Consider the following 19,083-nt stretch of genomic DNA (forward strand, 5'->3'; position numbering starts at 1 on the left):
CTGCCCGGATACGTCCGGCCGGCCTCGCCGGCCTGTTCCGGCCGGCCGGGACGGCATTCCCACCCCGTAAGGCACCAGGCCGCGCGATCGTCCGCGCGCGCCCCGAAGGACAGCCCCCTACGGATAGGAAACCCGCACCATGAGTCGCACCAGAACCGCGCTCCTCGCCGCCACGGCGCTGGTCGCAGGCGCCGCCGGGACGGCGATGGCCGCCGCTCCCGGAGACGTCGGCGCGTCCGCCGTCCCCTGCACCGTGGACTACCAGGTGCAGAACGAGTGGAACACCGGCTTCACCGCCTCCGTGACCGTCACCAACAACGGCCCGGCCAAGTCGTCGTGGGCGGTGAAGTGGTCCTACGCCGGCAACCAGAGGGTCACCAGCGGCTGGAACGCCAGGGTCACTCAGTCCGGCGCGGACGTCACCGCCGCCAACGAGTCCTACAACGGCAGCCTCGCCACCGGGAGTTCGGCCACCTTCGGCTTCCAGGGCAGCTACAGCGGCAGCAACGCGGTCCCCGCCGCCTTCACCCTCGACGGTGTGACCTGCAACGTCGACGACGGCGGCACGACCGACCCGGAGGACCCGACCGACCCGACCGATCCGCCCGGCGACGGTGAGCGGGTCGACAACCCCTACGACGGCGCCCAGGTGTACGTGAACCCGGAGTGGTCCGCGAACGCCGCCGCCGAGCCGGGCGGCGACCGCATCGCCGACCAGCCCACCGGTGTCTGGATGGACCGCACCGCGGCCATCGAGGGCGCGTCCGGCAAGATGGGCCTGCGCGAGCACCTCGACGAGGCACTGACCCAGAAGGGCTCCGGCGAACTGGTCTTCCAGGTCGTCATCTACAACCTGCCCGGCCGTGACTGCGCCGCCCTCGCCTCCAACGGCGAGCTCGGCCCGACGGAGATCGACCGCTACAGGACCGAGTACATCGACCCGATCGCGGAGATACTCTCCGACCCGAAGTACGCCGGGCTGCGGATCGTCACCACGGTCGAGATCGACTCCCTGCCCAACCTGGTCACCAACGTCAGTCCGCGGGAGACCGCCACGGACAACTGCGACGTCATGAAGGCCAACGGCAACTACATCAAGGGCGTCGGCTACGCCCTGAACAAGCTCGGCGACGTCCCCAACGTCTACAACTACGTGGACGCCGGCCACCACGGCTGGCTGGGCTGGGACGACAACTTCGGCCCCTCGGCGGAGCTGTTCCGGCAGGCCGCCAACGCCGAGGGCGCGACCGTCGCGGACGTGCACGGCTTCATCGCCAACACGGCCAACTACAGCGCCCTGAAGGAGGAGAACTTCTCCATCACCGACAACGTGGCCGGCACGTCGGTGCGCGAGTCGGCCTGGGTCAGCTGGAACCGCTACGTCGACGAACTGTCGTTCGCCCAGGCGCTGCGCGACGAACTGGTCTCGATCGGCTTCGACTCGGACATCGGCATGCTGATCGACACCTCCCGCAACGGCTGGGGCGGCCCTGACCGGCCCACCGGTCCCGGCGCCACCACCAGCGTGGACACGTACGTCGACGGGGGCCGCTACGACCGCCGCTTCAACACCGGAAACTGGTGCAACCAGGCGGGTGCGGGACTCGGCGAGCGGCCGCAGGCCTCCCCGGAGGCCGGGATCGACGCCTACGTGTGGATGAAGCCCCCGGGCGAGTCCGACGGGTCGAGCGAGCCCATCGACAACGACGAGGGCAAGGGCTTCGACCGGATGTGCGACCCGACGTACGAAGGCAACCCGCGCAACAACGACAACATGTCGGGGGCGCTGGGTGACGCCCCGGTCTCCGGACACTGGTTCTCCGCCCAGTTCCAGGAACTGATGAAGAACGCGTACCCGCCGCTGTCGTGACGGGCTGACCACCGGCCTGCCGGGTCCGGGCCTCCCGGGCCCGGACCCGGCAGGCCGCCGCACGCCTCTCACCCCGGACGCGCTTTTGCGGAAGCGGCAACATCGGTTGCTCGTCCCCGGTGCGTCGTCGCACCCTGGCGGCATCCGAGCGGAGAGGCTGACCACCATGGCGCACCACCCCCATGACGAACACGAACACGAGCACCACGAGCGCGGACACGGTCACGGTCACGGTCATGACCACGGGGACATCGACTGGGCCGAGCTGGCCCCCCTGCTCGAGGCGCAGGCGGAACTGTTCACCCCGCTGTACGAGCACGCCCTGAGCTGGCTGGCGCAGGAGGTGACGGAACCAGGTCTGATCGTGGACGCCGGCAGCGGTCCCGGCGTCATCTCGTCTCTGTTCGCCGAGACCTTCCCGGGTGCGCGGGTGGTGGCCGTCGACGGCTCCGAAGCCCTGCTGGAGCGTGCCCGCGCGCGGGCGGAGCGTCAGGGCGTGGCCGACCGGTTCGGGACCCTCGCGGGTGAACTCCCCGAAGTGCTCGGTGAACTGGACTACCCGGCCGATCTGCTGTGGGCCAGCCGCAGCGTGCACCACCTGGGCGACCAGGGCGCCGCGCTGGCCGCCTGCGCCGGCCGGCTGGCGCCCGGCGGCACGCTCGCGGTGATGGAGGGCGGACTGCCGGCCCGGTTCCTGCCCCGCGACATCGGATTCGGGCGGCCCGGGCTCCAGGCGCGCATCGACGTGGCGGAGGAGGAGCGGTTCGACCGGATGCGAGCCGAGCTGCCGGGCTCGGTGGCCGCCGTCGAGGACTGGCCCGCCCTGCTGGCCTCGGCCGGTCTGCACCACACCCGTTCACGCACCTTCCTCCTCGATCTCCCCGCCCCGGCCACGGACCGGGCCCGCGCCTATGTGGTCGCCGCCCTCACCCGCACCCGCGAGATCATCGCCGAGGACCTGGACGCCGACGACCGTGCCACCCTCGACCGGCTCCTCGACCCCGATGACGGGGCGAGCGTGCATCACCGCCCCGATGTGTTCGTCCTGGCCGCCCACACGGTCCACTCGGCGGTGCGGCCCGTATGACGGCGACGGCTTGGCTTCGACAACGCTCCGGGTGACGGACTCCCCGGCGTACAGCCCGGCTGACCGTCGCCGCACGACGTCGCCGCACGGACGGGCGCGGACGGCGCTCCGGGGGAGGCCGTCCGCGTGCCCGGTGTCAGTTGACGTCCGCCGGGTGCGAACCCAGCCGCCGGTCCTCGTTCAGGGCGCTGATCGCGGCGAGGTCCTCGGCGTCCAGGGTGAACCCGAAGACGTCGATGTTCTCCTCGATCCGGGACGGCGTCACCGACTTGGGGATGACGATATTGCCCAGCTGGAGATGCCAGCGCAGCACCACCTGCGCCGCCGTGCGGCCGTGCTTGCGGGCGATCGCCACGATCGCCGGGATCTCCAGGATGCCCTTGCCCGAGCCGAGCGGCGACCACGCCTCGGTGGCGATGCCCCGCTCCGCGTGGTACTCCCGCGCGGTGTGCTGCTGCAGATGCGGGTGCAGCTCGATCTGGTTGACGGCCGGGACGACGGACGTCTCGGCCATCAGGTGCTCCAGGTGGTCCGGAAGGAAGTTGGACACGCCGATGGCACGGACCCGGCCGTCGGCGAGCAGCTTCTCGAACGCCTTGTAGGTGTCGACGTAGCGGCCATGGGCGGGCGCCGGCCAGTGGATGAGGTACAGGTCGACGTAGTCGAGGCCGAGCTTGGACAGGGAGGTGTCGAAGCCGCGCAGGGTGGAGTCGTACCCCTGGTCGCTGTTCCAGAGCTTGGTGGTGACGAAGAGGTCCTCGCGGGGGACGCCGGAGTCCGCGATGGCCCGGCCGGTGCCCTCCTCGTTGCCGTAGACCGCCGCGGTGTCGATGCTGCGGTAGCCCGCCTCCAGTGCCGTCGCCACGGCCGTCTCGGCCTCCGCGTCCGGCACCTGCCAGACGCCGAACCCCAGCTGAGGCATCTCGACGCCGTTGTTCAGGATGATCGGGGGGACCTTGCTCACGAGCGTTCTCGATCCTTCGTTTGTGGACGGTTGTTACCCCCATCGTCAACGATCACGGATCGCGGCGCATTCCTGGCCCGGGGATTCACGCGCGGTAGAGCGCCTCGACCTCGTTCTCGTACGCCTTCTCGATCGCCCTGCGCTTCAGTTTCAGTGACGGCGTGAGCAGCCCGTGCTCCTCGGTGAACGGCTGCGCAAGGATCCGGAACGTACGGATCGACTCGGCCTGCGACACCAGGGTGTTGGCCGCGACCACCGCGCGCCGCACCTCCGTCTCCAGATCGGCGTCGCGTACCAGTTCGGCCGGTGGCATGGGCGCCTTGCCGCGCATCGACAGCCAGTGCTCGACGGCCTCCTGGTCCAGGGTGATCAGCGCGGCGACGTACGGGCGGTCGTTGCCGACCACGATGCACTGGTGGACCAGCGGATGGTCCCGCACCCGCTCCTCCAGCACCCCCGGCGAGAGGCTCTTGCCGCCCGAGGTCACCAGGATCTCCTTCTTCCGCCCGGTGATGGTCAGATAGCCGTCCTCGTCCAGGGAGCCGAGGTCCCCGGTGGACAGCCAGCCGTCGTCCAGGGTCGCGTCGGTGGCCTTGGGATCGTTGAGATAGCCCTCGAAGACGTTGCCGCCGCGCAGCCAGATCTCGCCGTCGTCCGCGATGTGCACGGTGACTCCGGGGATCGGCTGTCCGACCGTGCCGTAGCGGGTGAGTTCGGGCGGGTTGGCGGTGGCCGCCGCCGTCGACTCGGTGAGACCGTACCCCTCGAAGACGTGCACGCCCGCCCCCGCGAAGAACAGTCCGAGCCGGCGGTCCATCGCCGAGCCGCCCGACATGGCGTGCCGGATCCTGCCGCCCATCGCGGCACGGATCTTGGAGTAGACGAGCTTGTCGAAGAGCTGGTGCTGCATCCGCAGCGCGGCGGACGGCCCTGGTCCGTCGCCCCAGGCCCTGGCCTCCGTCGCGTCCGCGTACCGGACGGCCACGTCGACGGCCTTGTCGAACGGCCCCGCCCTGCCCTCCCGCTCCGCCTTGCGCCGGGCCGCGTTGAACACCTTCTCGAAGATGTACGGCACGGCCAGGAAGAACGACGGCCGGAACGCGGCCAGATCGGGCATCAGCGCCGCCGCGTGCAGCTCCGGCTGATGGCCGAACCGTACCCTGCCGCGGATCGCCGCGACCTGCACCATCCGCCCGAAGACGTGCGCGAGCGGCAGGAACAGCAGCGTCGACGCCTCGTCGCCCCGGCGGGAGTGGAACACCGGCTCCCAGCGCTCGATGACGGTGTCCGCCTCGTACATGAAGTTGCCGTGCGAGAGTACGCAGCCCTTGGGGCGGCCGGTGGTGCCCGAGGTGTAGATGACCGTCGCCACCGAGTCGGGGGTGACCGCCTGCCGGTGCCGGTGCACCACCTCGTCGTCCAGATGCGCGCCCGCGTCGTACAGCTCCTGCACCGCGCCCGCGTCGAGCTGCCACAGCCTGCGCATCCGGGGCAGCCGGTCGATGACGGTGGCGATCGTCATCGCGTGGTCCTCGTGCTCCACGACCGCCGCCGTCACCTCGGCGTCGTGCAGCATCCAGCAGCACTGCTCGGCGGAGGAGGTGGGATACACGGGGACGACCTGGGCGCCGATCGTCCACAGCGCGAAGTCGAACAGCGTCCACTCGTAGCGGGTGCGGGACATGATCGCGACCCGGTCGCCGAACCGGATGCCGCCCGCGAGCAGACCCTTGGCGAGCGCGAGCACCTCGTCGCGGAACTCGGCGCTGGAGACGTCCCGCCACCGGCCGCCGTCGTCCTTGCGGCCGAGCGCGATGCGAGAGGGGTCCTCCTCGGCGTACCGGAAGACCACGTCGGCCAGGCCGCCCGCCGGGGGCTCCAGGGCAAGCGGAGGGTTGGTGAACTCGCGCACAACCGCTTCCCGCCCCTCAGCGCTCGGACTCCTGCGTGACGTCCTCGTCCCGCACAGCGCCGTGAAAGCTACCCCACACGGCCCGGTGACGGGAGGGGTGTGGAAATCGGGTGAGGGCTACCGTCCGCGCTGGTCAGGGGAGGAAAATGCGCTCACAAGGGGAAGGGTCGGACAGAAACCTGACCGTAGAGTAAGTTTCGGTGGAGCTATCTCCACCGAATCTGTACGGCCCCATGACCGGCCCTTGGGGTGCGGTGGCGGGTGTCGCGCATCCGGAGGCGCGGACGCCCCGGATCGTCACCGCCGTGACCGGTCCGTCAGCGCCGCACTGACGGCTCCTTCACGGCTTTCGCGGCTTTCACGGCCTTCACCGGCTTTCACGGCTTTCGCGGCCGTCACCGCCCGTGGTGGCGGTGGTGGTGGTCGTGGCGGTCGTCACCGTCGGCACGGGCGGAGCCCCGTCCGCCCCGGTGCAGCCGGTCGCCGCCCGCGAGGATCGCCGCCGCCAGCGCGTCGGCCGCACCCCGCGCGGCGGGGCGGTGCCGGCCGTGCGCCACCACGAAGTCCACTTCGCCCGGCTCCGGCAGCCCCGCCCGCTCCGGCATCCGCACCAGACCCGGCGGGATCAGCCCGCGTGAGTGCACCATCACGCCCAGACCCGCGCGGGCCGCCGCCAGCAGCCCGTTGAGGCTGCCGCTGGTGCAGACGATCCGCCACTGACGCCCCTCCCGTTCCAGAGCCCGCAGGGCGAGGGCCCGGGTGATGCCCGGCGGCGGGTAGACGATCAGCGGTACCGGCCGGTTCGGATCCAGCCGCAGGCCCGGTGGGCCGACCCACACCAGCTCGTCCCGCCAGACCAGCTCGCCCCCCGGGTCCTCCGGCCGCCGCTTGGCCAGGACGAGGTCCAGCCGGCCCGCGGCCAGCCGCTCGTGCAGGATGCCCGACAGCTCGACCGTCAGCTCCAGATCGACCTCCGGATGCTCGTGCCGGAACCGCTCGAGGATCTCCGGCAGCCGCGTCAGCACGAAGTCCTCCGACGCGCCGAACCGCAGCCGCCCGCGTACCCGGGTGCCGGTGAAGAACTGCGCCGCCTGCTCGTGCACGTCCAGGATCCGCCGCGCGAAACCGAGCATCGCCTCGCCGTCCTCGGTCAGCTCGACCGAATGCGTGTCCCGGGCGAACAGCTGTCGTCCGGTCGCCTCCTCCAGCCGGCGCACATGCTGGCTCACCGTCGACTGACGCAGCCCGAGCCGCCGCGCCGCCTGCGTGAAGCTCAGCGTCTGCGCCACCGACAGGAACGTCCGCAACTGTGTCGGGTCGTACATGGCGGCAGCGTACCGCGGTGATCGCGGAACGTGATGACAGTGAGAGCGGTGTACCGGATTCCCGATCACGGCGGCGGGAAGCAGGATGGGCGGAGCGCGACCCCGGACACGGCGTGCGCGGAAGTGTGGATCCGAGCAAGTGGAGCACCGTGAAACGCCTGCACTGGCCGAGCTGGATGCCGGTCGACCCGTACATCCTGCTGCTGCTGGGGACCGTGGGCCTCGCCGCGCTGCTGCCCGCCCGCGGCACCGGCGCGGACCTCGCCTCCGGCGCCTCCACGGGCGCCATCGCCTTCCTCTTCTTCCTCTACGGCGCCCGGCTCTCCACGCGCGAGGCACTGGACGGACTGAAGCACTGGCGGCTCCATGTCACCGTGCTGGCCTGTACCTTCGTCGTCTTCCCGGCGCTGGGGCTCGCCGCCGGCGGACTCGTCCCGGTGCTCCTGACCGACCCGCTGTACCAGGGCCTGCTCTTCCTCACCCTCGTCCCGTCCACCATCCAGTCGTCGATCGCCTTCACCTCCATCGCCCGCGGCAACGTGCCCGCCGCGATCTGCGCCGGCTCCTTCTCCTCGCTGGCCGGCATCGTCCTCACCCCGCTGCTCGCGGCGGCGCTGCTGAGCGGCGGCGGGGGCGGCTTCTCCGGCTTCTCCGGCGGCTCGGCGGGGGCCATCGTGCTCCAGCTGCTGGTGCCGTTCGTCGCCGGACAGGTGCTGCGCCGCTGGATCGGAGGGTTCGTCGCCCGTCACCGCAGGGTGCTGGGGCTGGTCGACCGGGGCTCGATCCTGCTCGTCGTCTACACCGCGTTCAGCGAGGGCGTGGTGGAGGGCGTCTGGCATCAGGTGAGCCCCGCCCGGCTCGGCGCACTGCTCGCCGTGGAGGCCGTACTGCTCGCCGTGATGCTGCTGCTGACCTGGTACGGAGCCAAGGCGCTGCGGTTCGGCCGGGAGGACCGGATCGCGATCCAGTTCGCCGGTTCGAAGAAGTCCCTGGCGGCGGGGCTGCCCATGGCGAGTGTGCTGTTCGGGGCGCAGGCCTCGCTCGCCGTGCTGCCGCTGATGCTGTTCCACCAGATGCAGCTGATGGTGTGTGCGGTGATCGCCAGGCGCCGGTCGCGCGATCCGGTGGAAGACACCGGTGAGACCGCGCGGGTGGTCGAGGGGCGCGAGGGGAGCGAGGGGAGCGAGGGGGACGACGGGGGAACCGTCCCGGCGAGTGCCGCACGGTCACGCACCGGGGACCGGTAGCGATCGACGTTCCGGCTGAGCGGCGCGCGCGGCTCCGCCCGTCTCCCGCCGCTTCATGCCAGGGCTGAGCACCGCCCGTTCGCCCCGCTCGGCTCCGGGTCGGTATCCGGGTGGCGGACCTGGGTCCCGTACGGGGGTGGTGCGGGGTGAGCGTGGGGGCCGGAGCGGGTGGTGGGTGTCGGTCCGGGTCCGGGGCGGTGCAGGGGTGATCCTGTAGGCCGGATCGGGCGGCGGTCCGGGTTCGGGCTGGTCGAGGGTGAGCGTGTGGGCGGGCGCGGGGGTAGGTGTGGGGGTCGGATCGGGCGGTGGGCGGCGGCCGTGGTCCGGGACGGCGCGGGGCCGGTCCTGGACCCGGCCCGGTCCGACGCCACCGTGGGCAGCGCGGCAGCGCGGCGGCGCCGGTCAGCTCCGGGCGGCCGCGGCCCGCAGGGCGATCCGCTCCTCGCCCGCGTACACGTTCATGGACCCGCCGCGCAGGAAACCCACCAGGGTCAGGCCCGTCTCCGCCGCCAGGTCCACGGCCAGCGAAGAGGGTGCCGAGACCGCCGCCAGCATGGGTATGCCGGCCATCACCGCCTTCTGCGCCAGCTCGAAGGAGGCCCGCCCGGAGACCAGCAGGATCGTCCGGGACAGCGGCAGGCTCCCGCTCTGCAGGGCCCGGCCGACCAGTTTGTCGACCGCGTTGTGCCGGCCCACGTCCTCGCGTACGTCGAGCAGTTCGCCCCGCTCGTCGAAGAGGGCCGCCGCGTGCAGGCCGCCGGTGCGGTCGAAGACCTGCTGCGACGCGCGCAGCCGGTCCGGCAGTTCCGCCAGCAGCTCCGGCTCCACGCGCAGCGGGGGAGCGTCGGCGATGGGGTGGCGTGCCGTCGTCCGCACCGCGTCCAGGCTGGCCTTGCCGCACAGGCCGCACGACGACGTGGTGTAGACGTTGCGCTCCAGCGTGATGTCCGGGATCACCACGCCGGGGGCGGTCCGCACGTCGACCACGTTGTACGTGTTCGCCCCTCCCTCGCCCGTCGCCCCGGCGCAGTAGACGATGTTCCGCAGGTCCGGGGCGGCCGCGAGCACTCCCTCGCTGACCAGGAAGCCGGCCGCCAGGGCGAAGTCGTCGCCCGGGGTGCGCATGGTGATGGCGAGGGGCTTGCCGTTCAGCCGGATCTCCAGGGGCTCCTCGGCCACGAGGGTGTCCGGCCGGCTGGAGACCGCCCCGTCCCGGATGCGGAGCACCTTGCGTCGTTCCGTGACTCGTCCCATATCCCTACCAGTTCCGCTCAGTGCCGGTTCTGAACCTGCCGGCCGTGAAACGGCCCGTGACGCACAGGTTGCGGTCGGTCGCCGGACCGATCGTCGTGCGGCGGTCCGGCCTCCACGATCCCATGGTCCGAAGGCGGCTCCGGCAAGGCTTTGTGTAGTATCAGTGGTTGTCCGCTCAACCTCTTTTCAACGGCACACCGCGTCCCTACGGTGGTGGATTCATGAGTCCCCCCGTCGCACCGCCGGGCTGGAGCCGCTGGCTCGTGCCGCCCGCCGCGCTCTCCGTCCATCTGTCCATCGGCCAGGCCTACGCGTGGAGCGTGTTCAAGCCGCCGCTCGAGTCCGCGCTCGACCTCAGCGGCACCCAGAGCGCGCTGCCCTTCCAGCTCGGCATCGTGATGCTCGGCCTGTCCGCCGCGTTCGGCGGCACCCTCGTCGAACGCCGGGGACCGCGCTGGGCGATGACCGTCGCGCTGATCTGCTTCTCGTCCGGCTTCCTGATCTCCGCGCTGGGCGCGGCCACCGAGCAGTACTGGCTGATCGTCTTCGGCTACGGCTTCGTCGGCGGCATCGGCCTGGGCATCGGCTACATCTCGCCCGTCTCGACCCTGATCAAATGGTTCCCCGACCGGCCCGGCATGGCCACCGGCATCGCCATCATGGGCTTCGGCGGCGGCGCGCTGATCGCCTCGCCCTGGTCGGCGCAGATGCTCGACTCCTTCGGTTCCGACAACGTTGGCATCGCGCTCGCCTTCCTGGTGCACGGGCTGACCTACGCCGTGTTCATGCTGCTCGGCGTGATGCTGGTGCGGGTGCCCCGCCCCGCGAGCCCGGTGAGCGCGTCCGGCGGGTCCGGCTCGCCCGGCTCGTCCGACGTGCCCGCCGCGCTCACCGGGCCGCAGGTCTCGGCCCGTTCCGCGGTGCGCACCCCGCAGTTCTGGCTGCTCTGGCTCGTGCTCACCCTCAACGTCACCGCGGGCATCGGCATCCTGGAGAAGGCCGCCCCGATGATCACCGACTTCTTCGCGGACACCTCCGCACCGGTCTCGGCGACGGCCGCCGCCGGATTCGTCGCCCTGCTGTCGGCGGCCAACATGGCGGGCCGCATCGGCTGGTCGAGCACCTCCGACCTCATCGGCCGCAAGAACATCTACCGGGTCTACCTCGGGGCGGGCGCGCTGATGTACGCGCTGATCCGGCTGTTCGGCGACTCCTCCAAACCGCTGTTCGTGGTGTGCGCCCTGGTGATCCTCTCCTTCTACGGCGGAGGCTTCGCCACCATCCCCGCGTATCTCAAGGACCTCTTCGGCACCTACCAGGTGGGTGCCATCCACGGCCGGCTGCTCACCGCCTGGTCCACGGCCGGTGTCCTCGGGCCGCTGATCGTGAACTGGGTCGCCGACCGTCAGGAGGAGGCGGGCAGACACGGTCCGTCCCTGTACGGGCTGTCGCTGATCATCATGATCGGACTGCTCGTCGTCGGCTTCGTCGCCAATGAGCTGGTCCGGCCCGTCCACCCCCGTCACCACCTCCCGGGCACCGGGACACCGAAGGAGGCCGCCGATGACCGGCGAGAGCAGCGCGAGTCCGCCTAGTCCCGGCCGCCGGGGACTGATCGTCTTCTCCTGGCTCTGGGTCGGGGTGCCGCTCGCTTACGGTCTGTACGAACTCGTACGCAAGGCGACACAACTTTTCACCGGGTGACCGGAAGACAGTGAGCGGCCCGCGCCGGGCTGACGGAAGCCGACAAGCCCGGCGCGCGTTTCCTGTCGCTTCACCTGCCGTCGTACCGGTGAGTCACTGATCAGACTGGTGCATCCCGCAACCGAGAACGAGGGGTTCCACCTATGATCGGCTCGCGCATCGCCGCCGTCGGCCACTACCAGCCCGCCCGGGTCCTCACCAACGAGGATCTGGCGGGCATGGTCGACACCAGCGACGCGTGGATCACGAGCCGGGTGGGCATCAGAACCCGCCACATCGCGGGCCCCGACGAACCCGTCGACGAGCTGGCCGCGCACGCCGCCGCCAAGGCCCTGGCGGCGGCCGGCCGCACACCCGCGGAGATCGACCTCGTCCTGGTCGCCACGTCCACCGCGATCGACCGCTCGCCCAACATGGCCGCCAGGGTCGCCGCCCGGCTCGGTATGCCCGGGCCGGCGGTCATGGACCTCAACGTGGTGTGCGCCGGCTTCACCCACGCCCTGGCCACCGCCGACCACGCGGTACGTGCCGGTGGCGCGAGCCGGGTGCTGGTGGTCGGCGCCGACAAGATGTCCGAGGTGGCCGACTGGACCGACCGCTCCACCTGTGTCCTGGTCGGCGACGGGGCGGGCGCGGCCGTGGTCGAGGCATGCGAACCCGGCGGGGAGACGGGGATCGGCCCGGTGCTGTGGGGCTCGGTGCCCGAGATGGGGCACGCGGTCCGGATCGAGGGGACGCCGCCGCGGTTCGCGCAGGAAGGGCAGAGCGTCTACCGCTGGGCGGCCACCCAGCTGCCGGTCGTCGCCCGCAAGGCCTGCGAGAACGCGGGACTGGCGCCCGAGGACCTCGCCGGGGTCGTACTGCACCAGGCCAATCTGCGGATCATCGAACCCCTCGCCCGCCGGCTCGGTGCCGTCAACGCCGTCGTGGCCCGCGATGTCGTGAACTCCGGCAACACCTCGGCCGCGAGCATCCCGCTCGCCTTCTCCAAGCTCGTCGAACAGGGTGCGGTGTCGACCGGCGACCCGGTGCTGCTGTTCGGCTTCGGCGGGAATCTGTCGTACGCCGGACAGGTGGTGCGCTGTCCCTGAGCGAGCGGGCCATGTGGCGCCGCCGGCCGCTCAGGGGCATGCGTAGGTGAGGCCGGCCGTGCTGGTGCGGCCGGAGGGCGACAGGATCCGCAGCTCCGCGCGCGCCTCGTAGCGGCCCGTGCCCTCGAAGGTCCACCTCAGATGAAGCCGCGCCTCCTTCTGACCCCGCGCCATCTCCTCCCGCAGTACGCCGGACGAGGTGCCGTCGCTGCGTGTCCAGCGGTAGGCCAGGGTGCCCGGCCGGCCGTTGGTGGTGACGGTGCCCACGACGTCCGCGGTGCCGCCGCATCCCACCGTGGCGGACGGGGCCGTGATCGCCGCACCGCGTACCGCCAGCGCCGGGCCGAGTCGCTGCCACGCCAGGAGGACGAGGACGGCGAGCAGGACCAGAGCGGGCAGCGCGTACCGGCGCGGACCGGGTCGTCGTGCACGGGTGGGCGGTGGCGCCGGAGGCGGCGTCCTGGCGGACCGGTGCGCGAGCGCGCCCTGGACTCCGGGGCCGAAGCGCAGCACGGCCCCCTCGATCCGGTCCGGCCGGGTATCGCCCCCGGGCACATCACGTACGGTCGCCGTCACCGTGGTGTCCGGCTCGGGCCGCTGGAACCACTGGCTTCCCAGGACCGTGGCGCTGTACTCGTCGCCGGCTCCGGGCGGCCCGGCGTTCCCGCCGGGCGGGGGAGTGGGCTCGTCCGTCGCCTTCATCGCAGGTCACACCGCCTGGTGACCAGCTGCCGGGACGCGCCGCCGTCCGCGGAGGCCGGGTCGGTCGACGCCGTCACCGTCCAGTAGCAGCTCTGGTCCGGGTTCTGGAACACGTGCTGGGCGGTCACCGTGTACTGGGTGGCGCCGCTGCGCGGGAAGACCTGTCCGGCGCCGTCCGGGGAGCCGCCCGCGGACCAGCCGAGCCGGATCGACACCGGACCCGTGCCGTCCGTGATGACGGTGGCGGTGGCGGTGGCGGTGCCGGGACCCGTCTGCCGGAAGTCGGAGACGGTGACGTCCCTGACGGAGGGCGTGGCCGGCGCGGGGTCCGTCGGGGGCGGGGTCGGAGGGCCGGCGTCGGTCGCCGGGCCGCCGGGGGCGCCGGTCGCGGGGCCGGCGTCCGGGTCCGCCGCAGGTCCCGTGGGCGTGTCCGGGTCCGCGTCGGTGCCCGGGTCCGTCACCGCGGGCGTGGCCGTGCCGGTGGCCGGCGCCTCGCCGGGGCTCGCGGTGTCCGGGGCGTCGGGCGTGGCCGTCGGTGGTGCCGACGGGGCGGCGGGACCCTGGGCGGTGTCCGGGCCGGCGCTGGTGGTGGCGAACGCCTCGGCAGCCCGCTCGTGGACTCCGCCCGGGTCCGGCGACGCCGCGTAGGCCAGCAGCACCGCCAGGAGGGCCGCGGCCGCGGCGGCGAGCATCCCCGGCCCGGTGGGCCTCCAGGTCCGGGCCCAGCCCCCGCCCGGCGGCTGCCGCAGCACGGTACGCGCGACGTCGGTCGCCGACCGCCCCGGCGTACGGGCCGACGGGAGGAGCAGCGGCAGCAGTGCCACCAGCGCGGCGAGCCGTCCGCGGCCCCGCTCCTCCCAGCCGGGCCCGTACGCGGTGCCCGCGGCCGCCTCCAGCTCGGCGACGAACGCCTCGGCGTCGGCCGGCCGGCCGGACGGTTCCTTGGCCAGTCCGCGGCGGACCAGGGTCCGTACCGCCTCGGGTACGTCCTGCGCCGGGACCGGCGCGTCGACATGCCGCAGGGCGAGTTCGGCGATGTTGTCGCCCTGGTAGGGCTTCCGGCCGGTGAGGCACTCGAAGAAGGTGGCCGTGACCGCGTACACGTCGGTGGCCGGGGAGGCGGGTTCGCCGCGCCACTGCTCGGGCGCCATGTAGGAGGGGGTGCCCGCCACGCCGGCGCGCGCACGGGTGTCCACGGCGATACCGAAGTCCACGAGCTTCGACGTGCCGTCCGCGGTGACCAGGACGTTCTCCGGCTTGTAGTCGCGGTGCACCACCCCGAGCCGGTGCGCGTCGGCGAGGCCCAGCAGGGATCCCTTCAGGATCAGCAGCGCGGCCTCGGGGTCCAGCGGGCCCCGCCCGGCCAGCAGGCTCCGCAGGGACACCCCGTCCACCAGTTCCATCACGATGGCGGCCCCGTCCGGGCTCTCCACGTACTCGTACAGCCCGGCGACATACGGGCTGTCCAGCCCGCCCAGCAGCCGTGCCTCGGCGCGGAAGCCGTGCACGAAACCCGGGCGGGTGTGCAGCGACTCGCTGAGGTACTTGACCGCGACCGGGACACCGGTCACCTCATGGACGGCGAGCACCACGCGTCCGCTCGCCCCCGAGCCGAGTTCCAGCGACTCGGCATATCCCGGAACGGTCCAGCTGCTCATCGACAAACCCCCCGGGGCCGGTCTCCGTCCCCAGGAGTATCGCGCCACTCCGGGGCATCCGGCCCTCGCCATCACAGACACACTTCCGGCCGCCGCGGTTGCGGGTCTCCCGCCGCCGCGGAGGCGCCTTTGTCCTGTGAGTGGAAAAAGTAGGAGTCAATTCCTGCGCTACTTCTTCCCACCTCCGGCGGGCACTGCTACTTTCCCATCCGAAGGAAGCCACGCACGTGGCCGGAATCCGGCGCGCACAGGCCGATGAGGCGGGGAGGGGTTCGTGAGACGTATGACCGCACGACCCGCCAACGCCCATCAGGCGCGACTGCTCCGGCTGCTGCGCGACGGCGGCCCCAACTCCCGCGCCCAGCTGGGCGACCAGGTCGACCTCTCCCGGTCGAAACTGGCCGTGGAGGTGGACCGGCTGCTGGAGACGGAACTCGTCGTGGCCGACGGTCTCGCCGCCTCGCGCGGCGGCCGGCGCTCCCACAACATCCGGCTCAACCCGCATCTGCGGTTCCTCGGCGTCGACATCGGCGCGACCTCGGTCGACGTCGCCGTCACCAACGCCGAACTGGAGATCCTCGGTCACATCAACCAGCCCATGGACGTACGCGAGGGACCGGTCGCGGTCTTCGAGCAAGTACTGGCCATGGCAGCGAAGTTGAAGGCATCGGGGCTCGCGGAGGGGTTCGACGGCGCCGGTATCGGCGTCCCGGGCCCGGTCCGCTTCCCCGAGGGCATCCCGGTGGCTCCGCCGATCATGCCGGGCTGGGACGGCTTCCCCGTGCGGGAGGCGCTCAGCCAGGACCTCGGCTGTCCGGTCATGGTCGACAACGACGTGAACCTGATGGCCATGGGGGAACAGCACGCGGGTGTCGCCCGCACCGTCGGCGACTTCCTCTGCGTCAAGATCGGCACCGGCATCGGCTGCGGCATCGTCGTCGGCGGTGAGGTCTACCGCGGTACGACGGGCAGCGCGGGCGACATCGGGCACATCCAGGCCGTGCCCGACGGACGCTCGTGTGCCTGCGGCAACCGGGGCTGTCTGGAGGCGCACTTCTCCGGCGCGGCCCTCGCCCGGGACGCGACGGAGGCCGCCCAGCAGCAGCTCTCCGGCGAACTCGCGACCCGGCTGGAGTCGAACGGCACGCTCAGCGCCGTGGACGTCGCCGCCGCGGCCGCGGCCGGAGACGCCACCGCCCTCGATCTGATCCGCGAGGGCGGCAACCGCACCGGCCAGGTCATCGCCGGCCTGGTCAGCTTCTTCAACCCCGGCCTGGTGGTGATCGGCGGCGGGGTGACCGGCCTCGGCCACACCCTGCTCGCCGCGATCCGCACCCAGGTGTACCGAGGGTCGCTTCCCCTGGCCACCGGCAACCTGCCGATCGTCCTTGGGGAGTTGGGCCCCGCCGCCGGCGTCATCGGCGGAGCACGGCTCATCAGCGACCACCTGTTCTCACCCGCGTAGGCAGCCTCACCCTTCATCACCCCTGCTCCACCGCAAGGAACAGCTCCACATCGCGTCACCGCTCTGCTCCACCGCATCGAACAGCCCCGCACCGCGTCATCCCCGCTCCACCGCAGAACCGCACCGCGTCACCCCGCTCCGCCCACGTCACCGCGAACAGCGACCCCGCGCCGCCGCTCTGCTCCGCCCTGACCGAAAACGCCTGCCCCGCAAGGGGATCGCCCTGACACCGGCCCCGCACGCCCGCCGAGGGGAATCCGCATGGCACCACAATCACCGCTGCTCAGCATGTCCGGCATCACCAAGTCATTCCCCGGAGTCCGGGCCCTGGACGGCGTCGACCTCGAGGTCCAGGCCGGAGAGGTGCACTGCCTGCTCGGCCAGAACGGCGCCGGCAAGTCCACCCTGATCAAGGTGCTGGCCGGCGCCCACCAGCCCGACTCGGGCACCATCCGCTGGCGCGGCGAGGACGTCACACTCCGCTCGCCGATCGCCGCCATGCGCCTCGGTATCGCCACCATCTACCAGGAACTCGACCTGGTGGAACACCTGTCGGTCGCCGAGAACGTCCATCTCGGCCACGAACCCACGGCCGCCGGATTCGTCGTACGGGGGAGGGCCGCCAGGTCGTCGACCGCCGCGCTCCTCGAGCGGCTCGGGCACCCGGAGGTGGACCCGGGCCGGCTGGTGGGGGAACTGTCGGCGGCCCAGCAGCAGATCGTGTCGATGGCGCGGGCCCTCTCCCACGACGTGCGGCTCATCGTCATGGACGAGCCGTCCGCCGCCCTCGACCCGGACGAGGTCGACAACCTCTTCCGCATCGTCGGCGACCTCACCGCCGACGGAGTCGCCGTCGTCTACATCTCGCACCGTCTGGAGGAGATCCGGCGCATCGGAGACCGGGTGACGGTGCTCAAGGACGGCCGCGCCGTGGCCGGCGGGCTGCCCGCGAAGTCCACACCGACCAGTGAGGTCGTCGCGCTGATGACGGGACGCAACGTCGAGTACGTCTTCCCGCCGCGGCCCGCCGGCCCGCCGGAGGGCGCACCGGTCCTGACCGTCGAAGGGCTCAGCCGCAAGGGGGAGTTCGCGCCGCTGGACCTCCAGGTGCGCCCCGGCGAGATCGTCGGACTGGCCGGCCTCGTCGGATCGGGACGCTCCGAGATCCTGGAGACCGTCTACGGCGCCCGCAAGCCCGACACCGGCCGCGTCCTGGTCGACGGGCAGCCGCTGAGACCGGGCAGCGTGCGGGCCGCCGTACGCGCCGGGCTCGGGCTCGCCCCGGAGGAACGCAAGGCGCAGGCCCTGCTCATGCTGGAGTCCGTCACCCGCAACGTGTCGGTCTCCTCCATGTCCCGCTTCGCCAGAGCGGGCTGGATCGACCGTGGTGCCGAACTGGGGGCGGCACGCGCGGCGGTCCGTGAACTGTCCCTGCGCCCCGACAACCCGGACGTCCCGGTGCGCACCCTGTCCGGCGGCAACCAGCAGAAGGCCGTGCTCGCGCGGTGGCTGCTGCGCGGCTGCAAGGTGCTGCTGCTCGACGAACCCACCCGCGGCGTCGACGTCGGCGCCCGCGCCGAGCTCTACGCGGTCGTCCGCCGGCTGGCGGACGAGGGCCTGGCCGTACTGCTGGTCTCCAGCGAGGTCCCCGAGGTGCTCGGCCTCGCCGACCGCGTCCTGGTGCTGCGCGAGGGCGACGTCGTGCACACCGCGCCCGCCCGCGAACTCGACGAACACCGTGTACTCGATCTGGTCATGGAAGGAAGCCCGGCGTCATGACGCAGCCCGTCTCCCCGCCGCGGGACAGCACCGACAAGGTGCCGTCGGCCGCCGAAAAGCCCGCTTGGCGCGCCGTGTTGTTCCGCGCCGACGTCCGCACACTGTCGCTGCTCGGTGTACTCGCCGTACTGATCCTCATCGGCGGCATCACCAAACCGGACCAGTTCCTGGACACCCGCAACCTCCAGCTCATCCTCACCCTGGCCTCGGTCATCGGTGTCGTCACCGTCGGCATGACCTTCGTGATCATCTCCGGCGGCATCGACCTGTCGGTCGGCGCCATCGTCGCTCTCGCCTCGGTGTGGGCCACCACGGTCGCCACCCAGGAGTACGGCTTCGCCGGCATCCTCTTCACCGCCGTCCTGGTGGGACTCGGGTGCGGGCTGGTCAACGGGGTGCTCATCGCGTACGGCGGGATGGTCCCGTTCATCGCCACGCTCGCCATGCTCGCCTCGGCCCGCGGACTCGCCCTGCAGATCACGGACGGGCGGACCCAGATCGTCACCGTCGACGGCGTCCTCGACCTCGGTGAGCGCGACTCCTACGTGCTCGGCATCCCGCCGCTGGTCCTGGTCTTCGCCGCGGTCACCGTCATCGGCTGGCTGGTGCTCAACCGGACCACCTTCGGCCGCCGCTCCGTCGCCGTCGGCGGCAACGCGGAGGCCGCCCGGCTGGCCGGCATCGACGTCCGCCGCCAGCGGCTCTACATCTACCTGCTGTCCGGGCTGTGCTGCGGCATCGCCGCCTTCCTGCTGATCATTCTGACCGGCTCCGGCCAGAACACCAACGGCAACCTCTACGAACTCGACGCCATCGCCGCCGCGATCATCGGCGGCACCCTCCTCACCGGGGGCCGCGGCACCATCGTCGGCTCCGTCCTCGGTGTCCTGATCTTCACCACCATCACCAACATCTTCGCCCTGAACAACCTGCAGAGCGACGTCCAGCAGATCGCCAAGGGCGCGATCATCGTCGCCGCCGTGCTGGTCCAGCGCCGTACCGCGAACACGACCTGAGGAAAGGGT

Annotated in this window: 14 protein-coding genes; 8 read left to right on the forward strand and 6 right to left on the reverse strand. The window is 71.9% G+C overall.

The window, feature by feature from the left end:
- Positions 1-139 precede the first annotated feature (139 nt).
- Entirely contained in the window at positions 140-1,870 is a 1,731-nt protein-coding gene (locus HTV45_RS25525; RefSeq protein WP_215208225.1) for a glycoside hydrolase family 6 protein, read from the forward strand.
- Between the two features lie 166 nt (positions 1,871-2,036).
- Positions 2,037-2,957 (forward strand): trans-aconitate 2-methyltransferase, encoded by a 921-nt coding sequence (locus tag HTV45_RS25530; protein WP_215208226.1) that lies wholly within the window; start codon positions 2,037-2,039, stop codon positions 2,955-2,957.
- 136 nt (positions 2,958-3,093) lie between these two features.
- On the opposite strand, the gene HTV45_RS25535 is transcribed toward HTV45_RS25530, so the two are convergent.
- The 3 genes from HTV45_RS25535 to HTV45_RS25545 form a co-directional block, all read right to left on the reverse strand.
- Positions 3,094-3,879, reverse strand: a complete 786-nt coding sequence (locus tag HTV45_RS25535) for an aldo/keto reductase (protein ID WP_215208374.1) — start codon at positions 3,877-3,879, stop codon at positions 3,094-3,096.
- Positions 3,880-4,006: 127 nt separating this feature from the next.
- Positions 4,007-5,833, reverse strand: a complete 1,827-nt coding sequence (locus tag HTV45_RS25540; RefSeq protein ID WP_215208227.1) for a long-chain fatty acid--CoA ligase — start codon at positions 5,831-5,833, stop codon at positions 4,007-4,009.
- 395 nt (positions 5,834-6,228) lie between these two features.
- Positions 6,229-7,158 (reverse strand): LysR substrate-binding domain-containing protein, encoded by a 930-nt coding sequence (locus HTV45_RS25545; protein ID WP_215208228.1) that lies wholly within the window; start codon positions 7,156-7,158, stop codon positions 6,229-6,231.
- A gap of 176 nt (positions 7,159-7,334) precedes the next feature.
- Here HTV45_RS25545 and HTV45_RS25550 point away from each other — a divergent pair, with 176 nt between their 5' ends.
- Positions 7,335-8,405, forward strand: coding sequence for a bile acid:sodium symporter family protein (locus HTV45_RS25550; RefSeq protein WP_215208375.1), 1,071 nt, complete (start codon positions 7,335-7,337; stop codon positions 8,403-8,405).
- A 402-nt stretch (positions 8,406-8,807) separates the two neighbouring features.
- Here the strand turns inward: HTV45_RS25550 and fdhD are convergent, their stop codons facing one another.
- Entirely contained in the window at positions 8,808-9,659 is an 852-nt protein-coding gene (gene fdhD, locus HTV45_RS25555; RefSeq protein WP_215208229.1) for a formate dehydrogenase accessory sulfurtransferase FdhD, read from the reverse strand.
- 221 nt (positions 9,660-9,880) lie between these two features.
- Between fdhD and HTV45_RS25560 the strand changes: the two genes are divergently transcribed.
- Both HTV45_RS25560 and HTV45_RS25565 read left to right on the forward strand, forming a co-directional pair.
- Complete coding sequence (locus HTV45_RS25560; protein ID WP_215208230.1) at positions 9,881-11,254, forward strand: OFA family MFS transporter; 1,374 nt, start codon at positions 9,881-9,883, stop codon at positions 11,252-11,254.
- Positions 11,255-11,506: 252 nt separating this feature from the next.
- Positions 11,507-12,454 (forward strand): beta-ketoacyl-ACP synthase III, encoded by a 948-nt coding sequence (locus tag HTV45_RS25565; RefSeq protein WP_215208231.1) that lies wholly within the window; start codon positions 11,507-11,509, stop codon positions 12,452-12,454.
- Between the two features lie 30 nt (positions 12,455-12,484).
- Here HTV45_RS25565 and HTV45_RS25570 read toward each other — a convergent pair whose 3' ends face one another.
- A complete protein-coding gene (locus HTV45_RS25570; protein WP_215208232.1) occupies positions 12,485-13,156 on the reverse strand; it encodes a hypothetical protein in 672 nt (223 codons plus the stop codon).
- A complete protein-coding gene (locus tag HTV45_RS25575) occupies positions 13,153-14,814 on the reverse strand; it encodes a serine/threonine-protein kinase (RefSeq protein ID WP_215208233.1) in 1,662 nt (553 codons plus the stop codon). Before HTV45_RS25575 ends, HTV45_RS25570 begins: the two co-directional genes overlap by 4 nt.
- A 283-nt stretch (positions 14,815-15,097) precedes the next feature.
- Between HTV45_RS25575 and HTV45_RS25580 the strand changes: the two genes are divergently transcribed.
- From HTV45_RS25580 to HTV45_RS25590, 3 genes are all read left to right on the forward strand, one after another.
- Positions 15,098-16,279 (forward strand): ROK family protein, encoded by a 1,182-nt coding sequence (locus tag HTV45_RS25580; RefSeq protein ID WP_215208234.1) that lies wholly within the window; start codon positions 15,098-15,100, stop codon positions 16,277-16,279.
- Positions 16,280-16,540: 261 nt separating this feature from the next.
- The gene (locus HTV45_RS25585; protein WP_215208235.1) at positions 16,541-18,058 is read left to right on the forward strand and encodes a sugar ABC transporter ATP-binding protein; all 1,518 of its coding nucleotides are present in this window, start codon (positions 16,541-16,543) and stop codon (positions 18,056-18,058) included.
- Entirely contained in the window at positions 18,055-19,074 is a 1,020-nt protein-coding gene (locus HTV45_RS25590; RefSeq protein WP_215208236.1) for an ABC transporter permease, read from the forward strand. Before HTV45_RS25585 ends, HTV45_RS25590 begins: the two co-directional genes overlap by 4 nt.
- Positions 19,075-19,083 lie beyond the last annotated feature (9 nt).

Source organism: Streptomyces sp. CHD11 (assembly GCF_018638295.1).
Classification (GTDB): Bacteria; Actinomycetota; Actinomycetes; order Streptomycetales; family Streptomycetaceae; genus Streptomyces.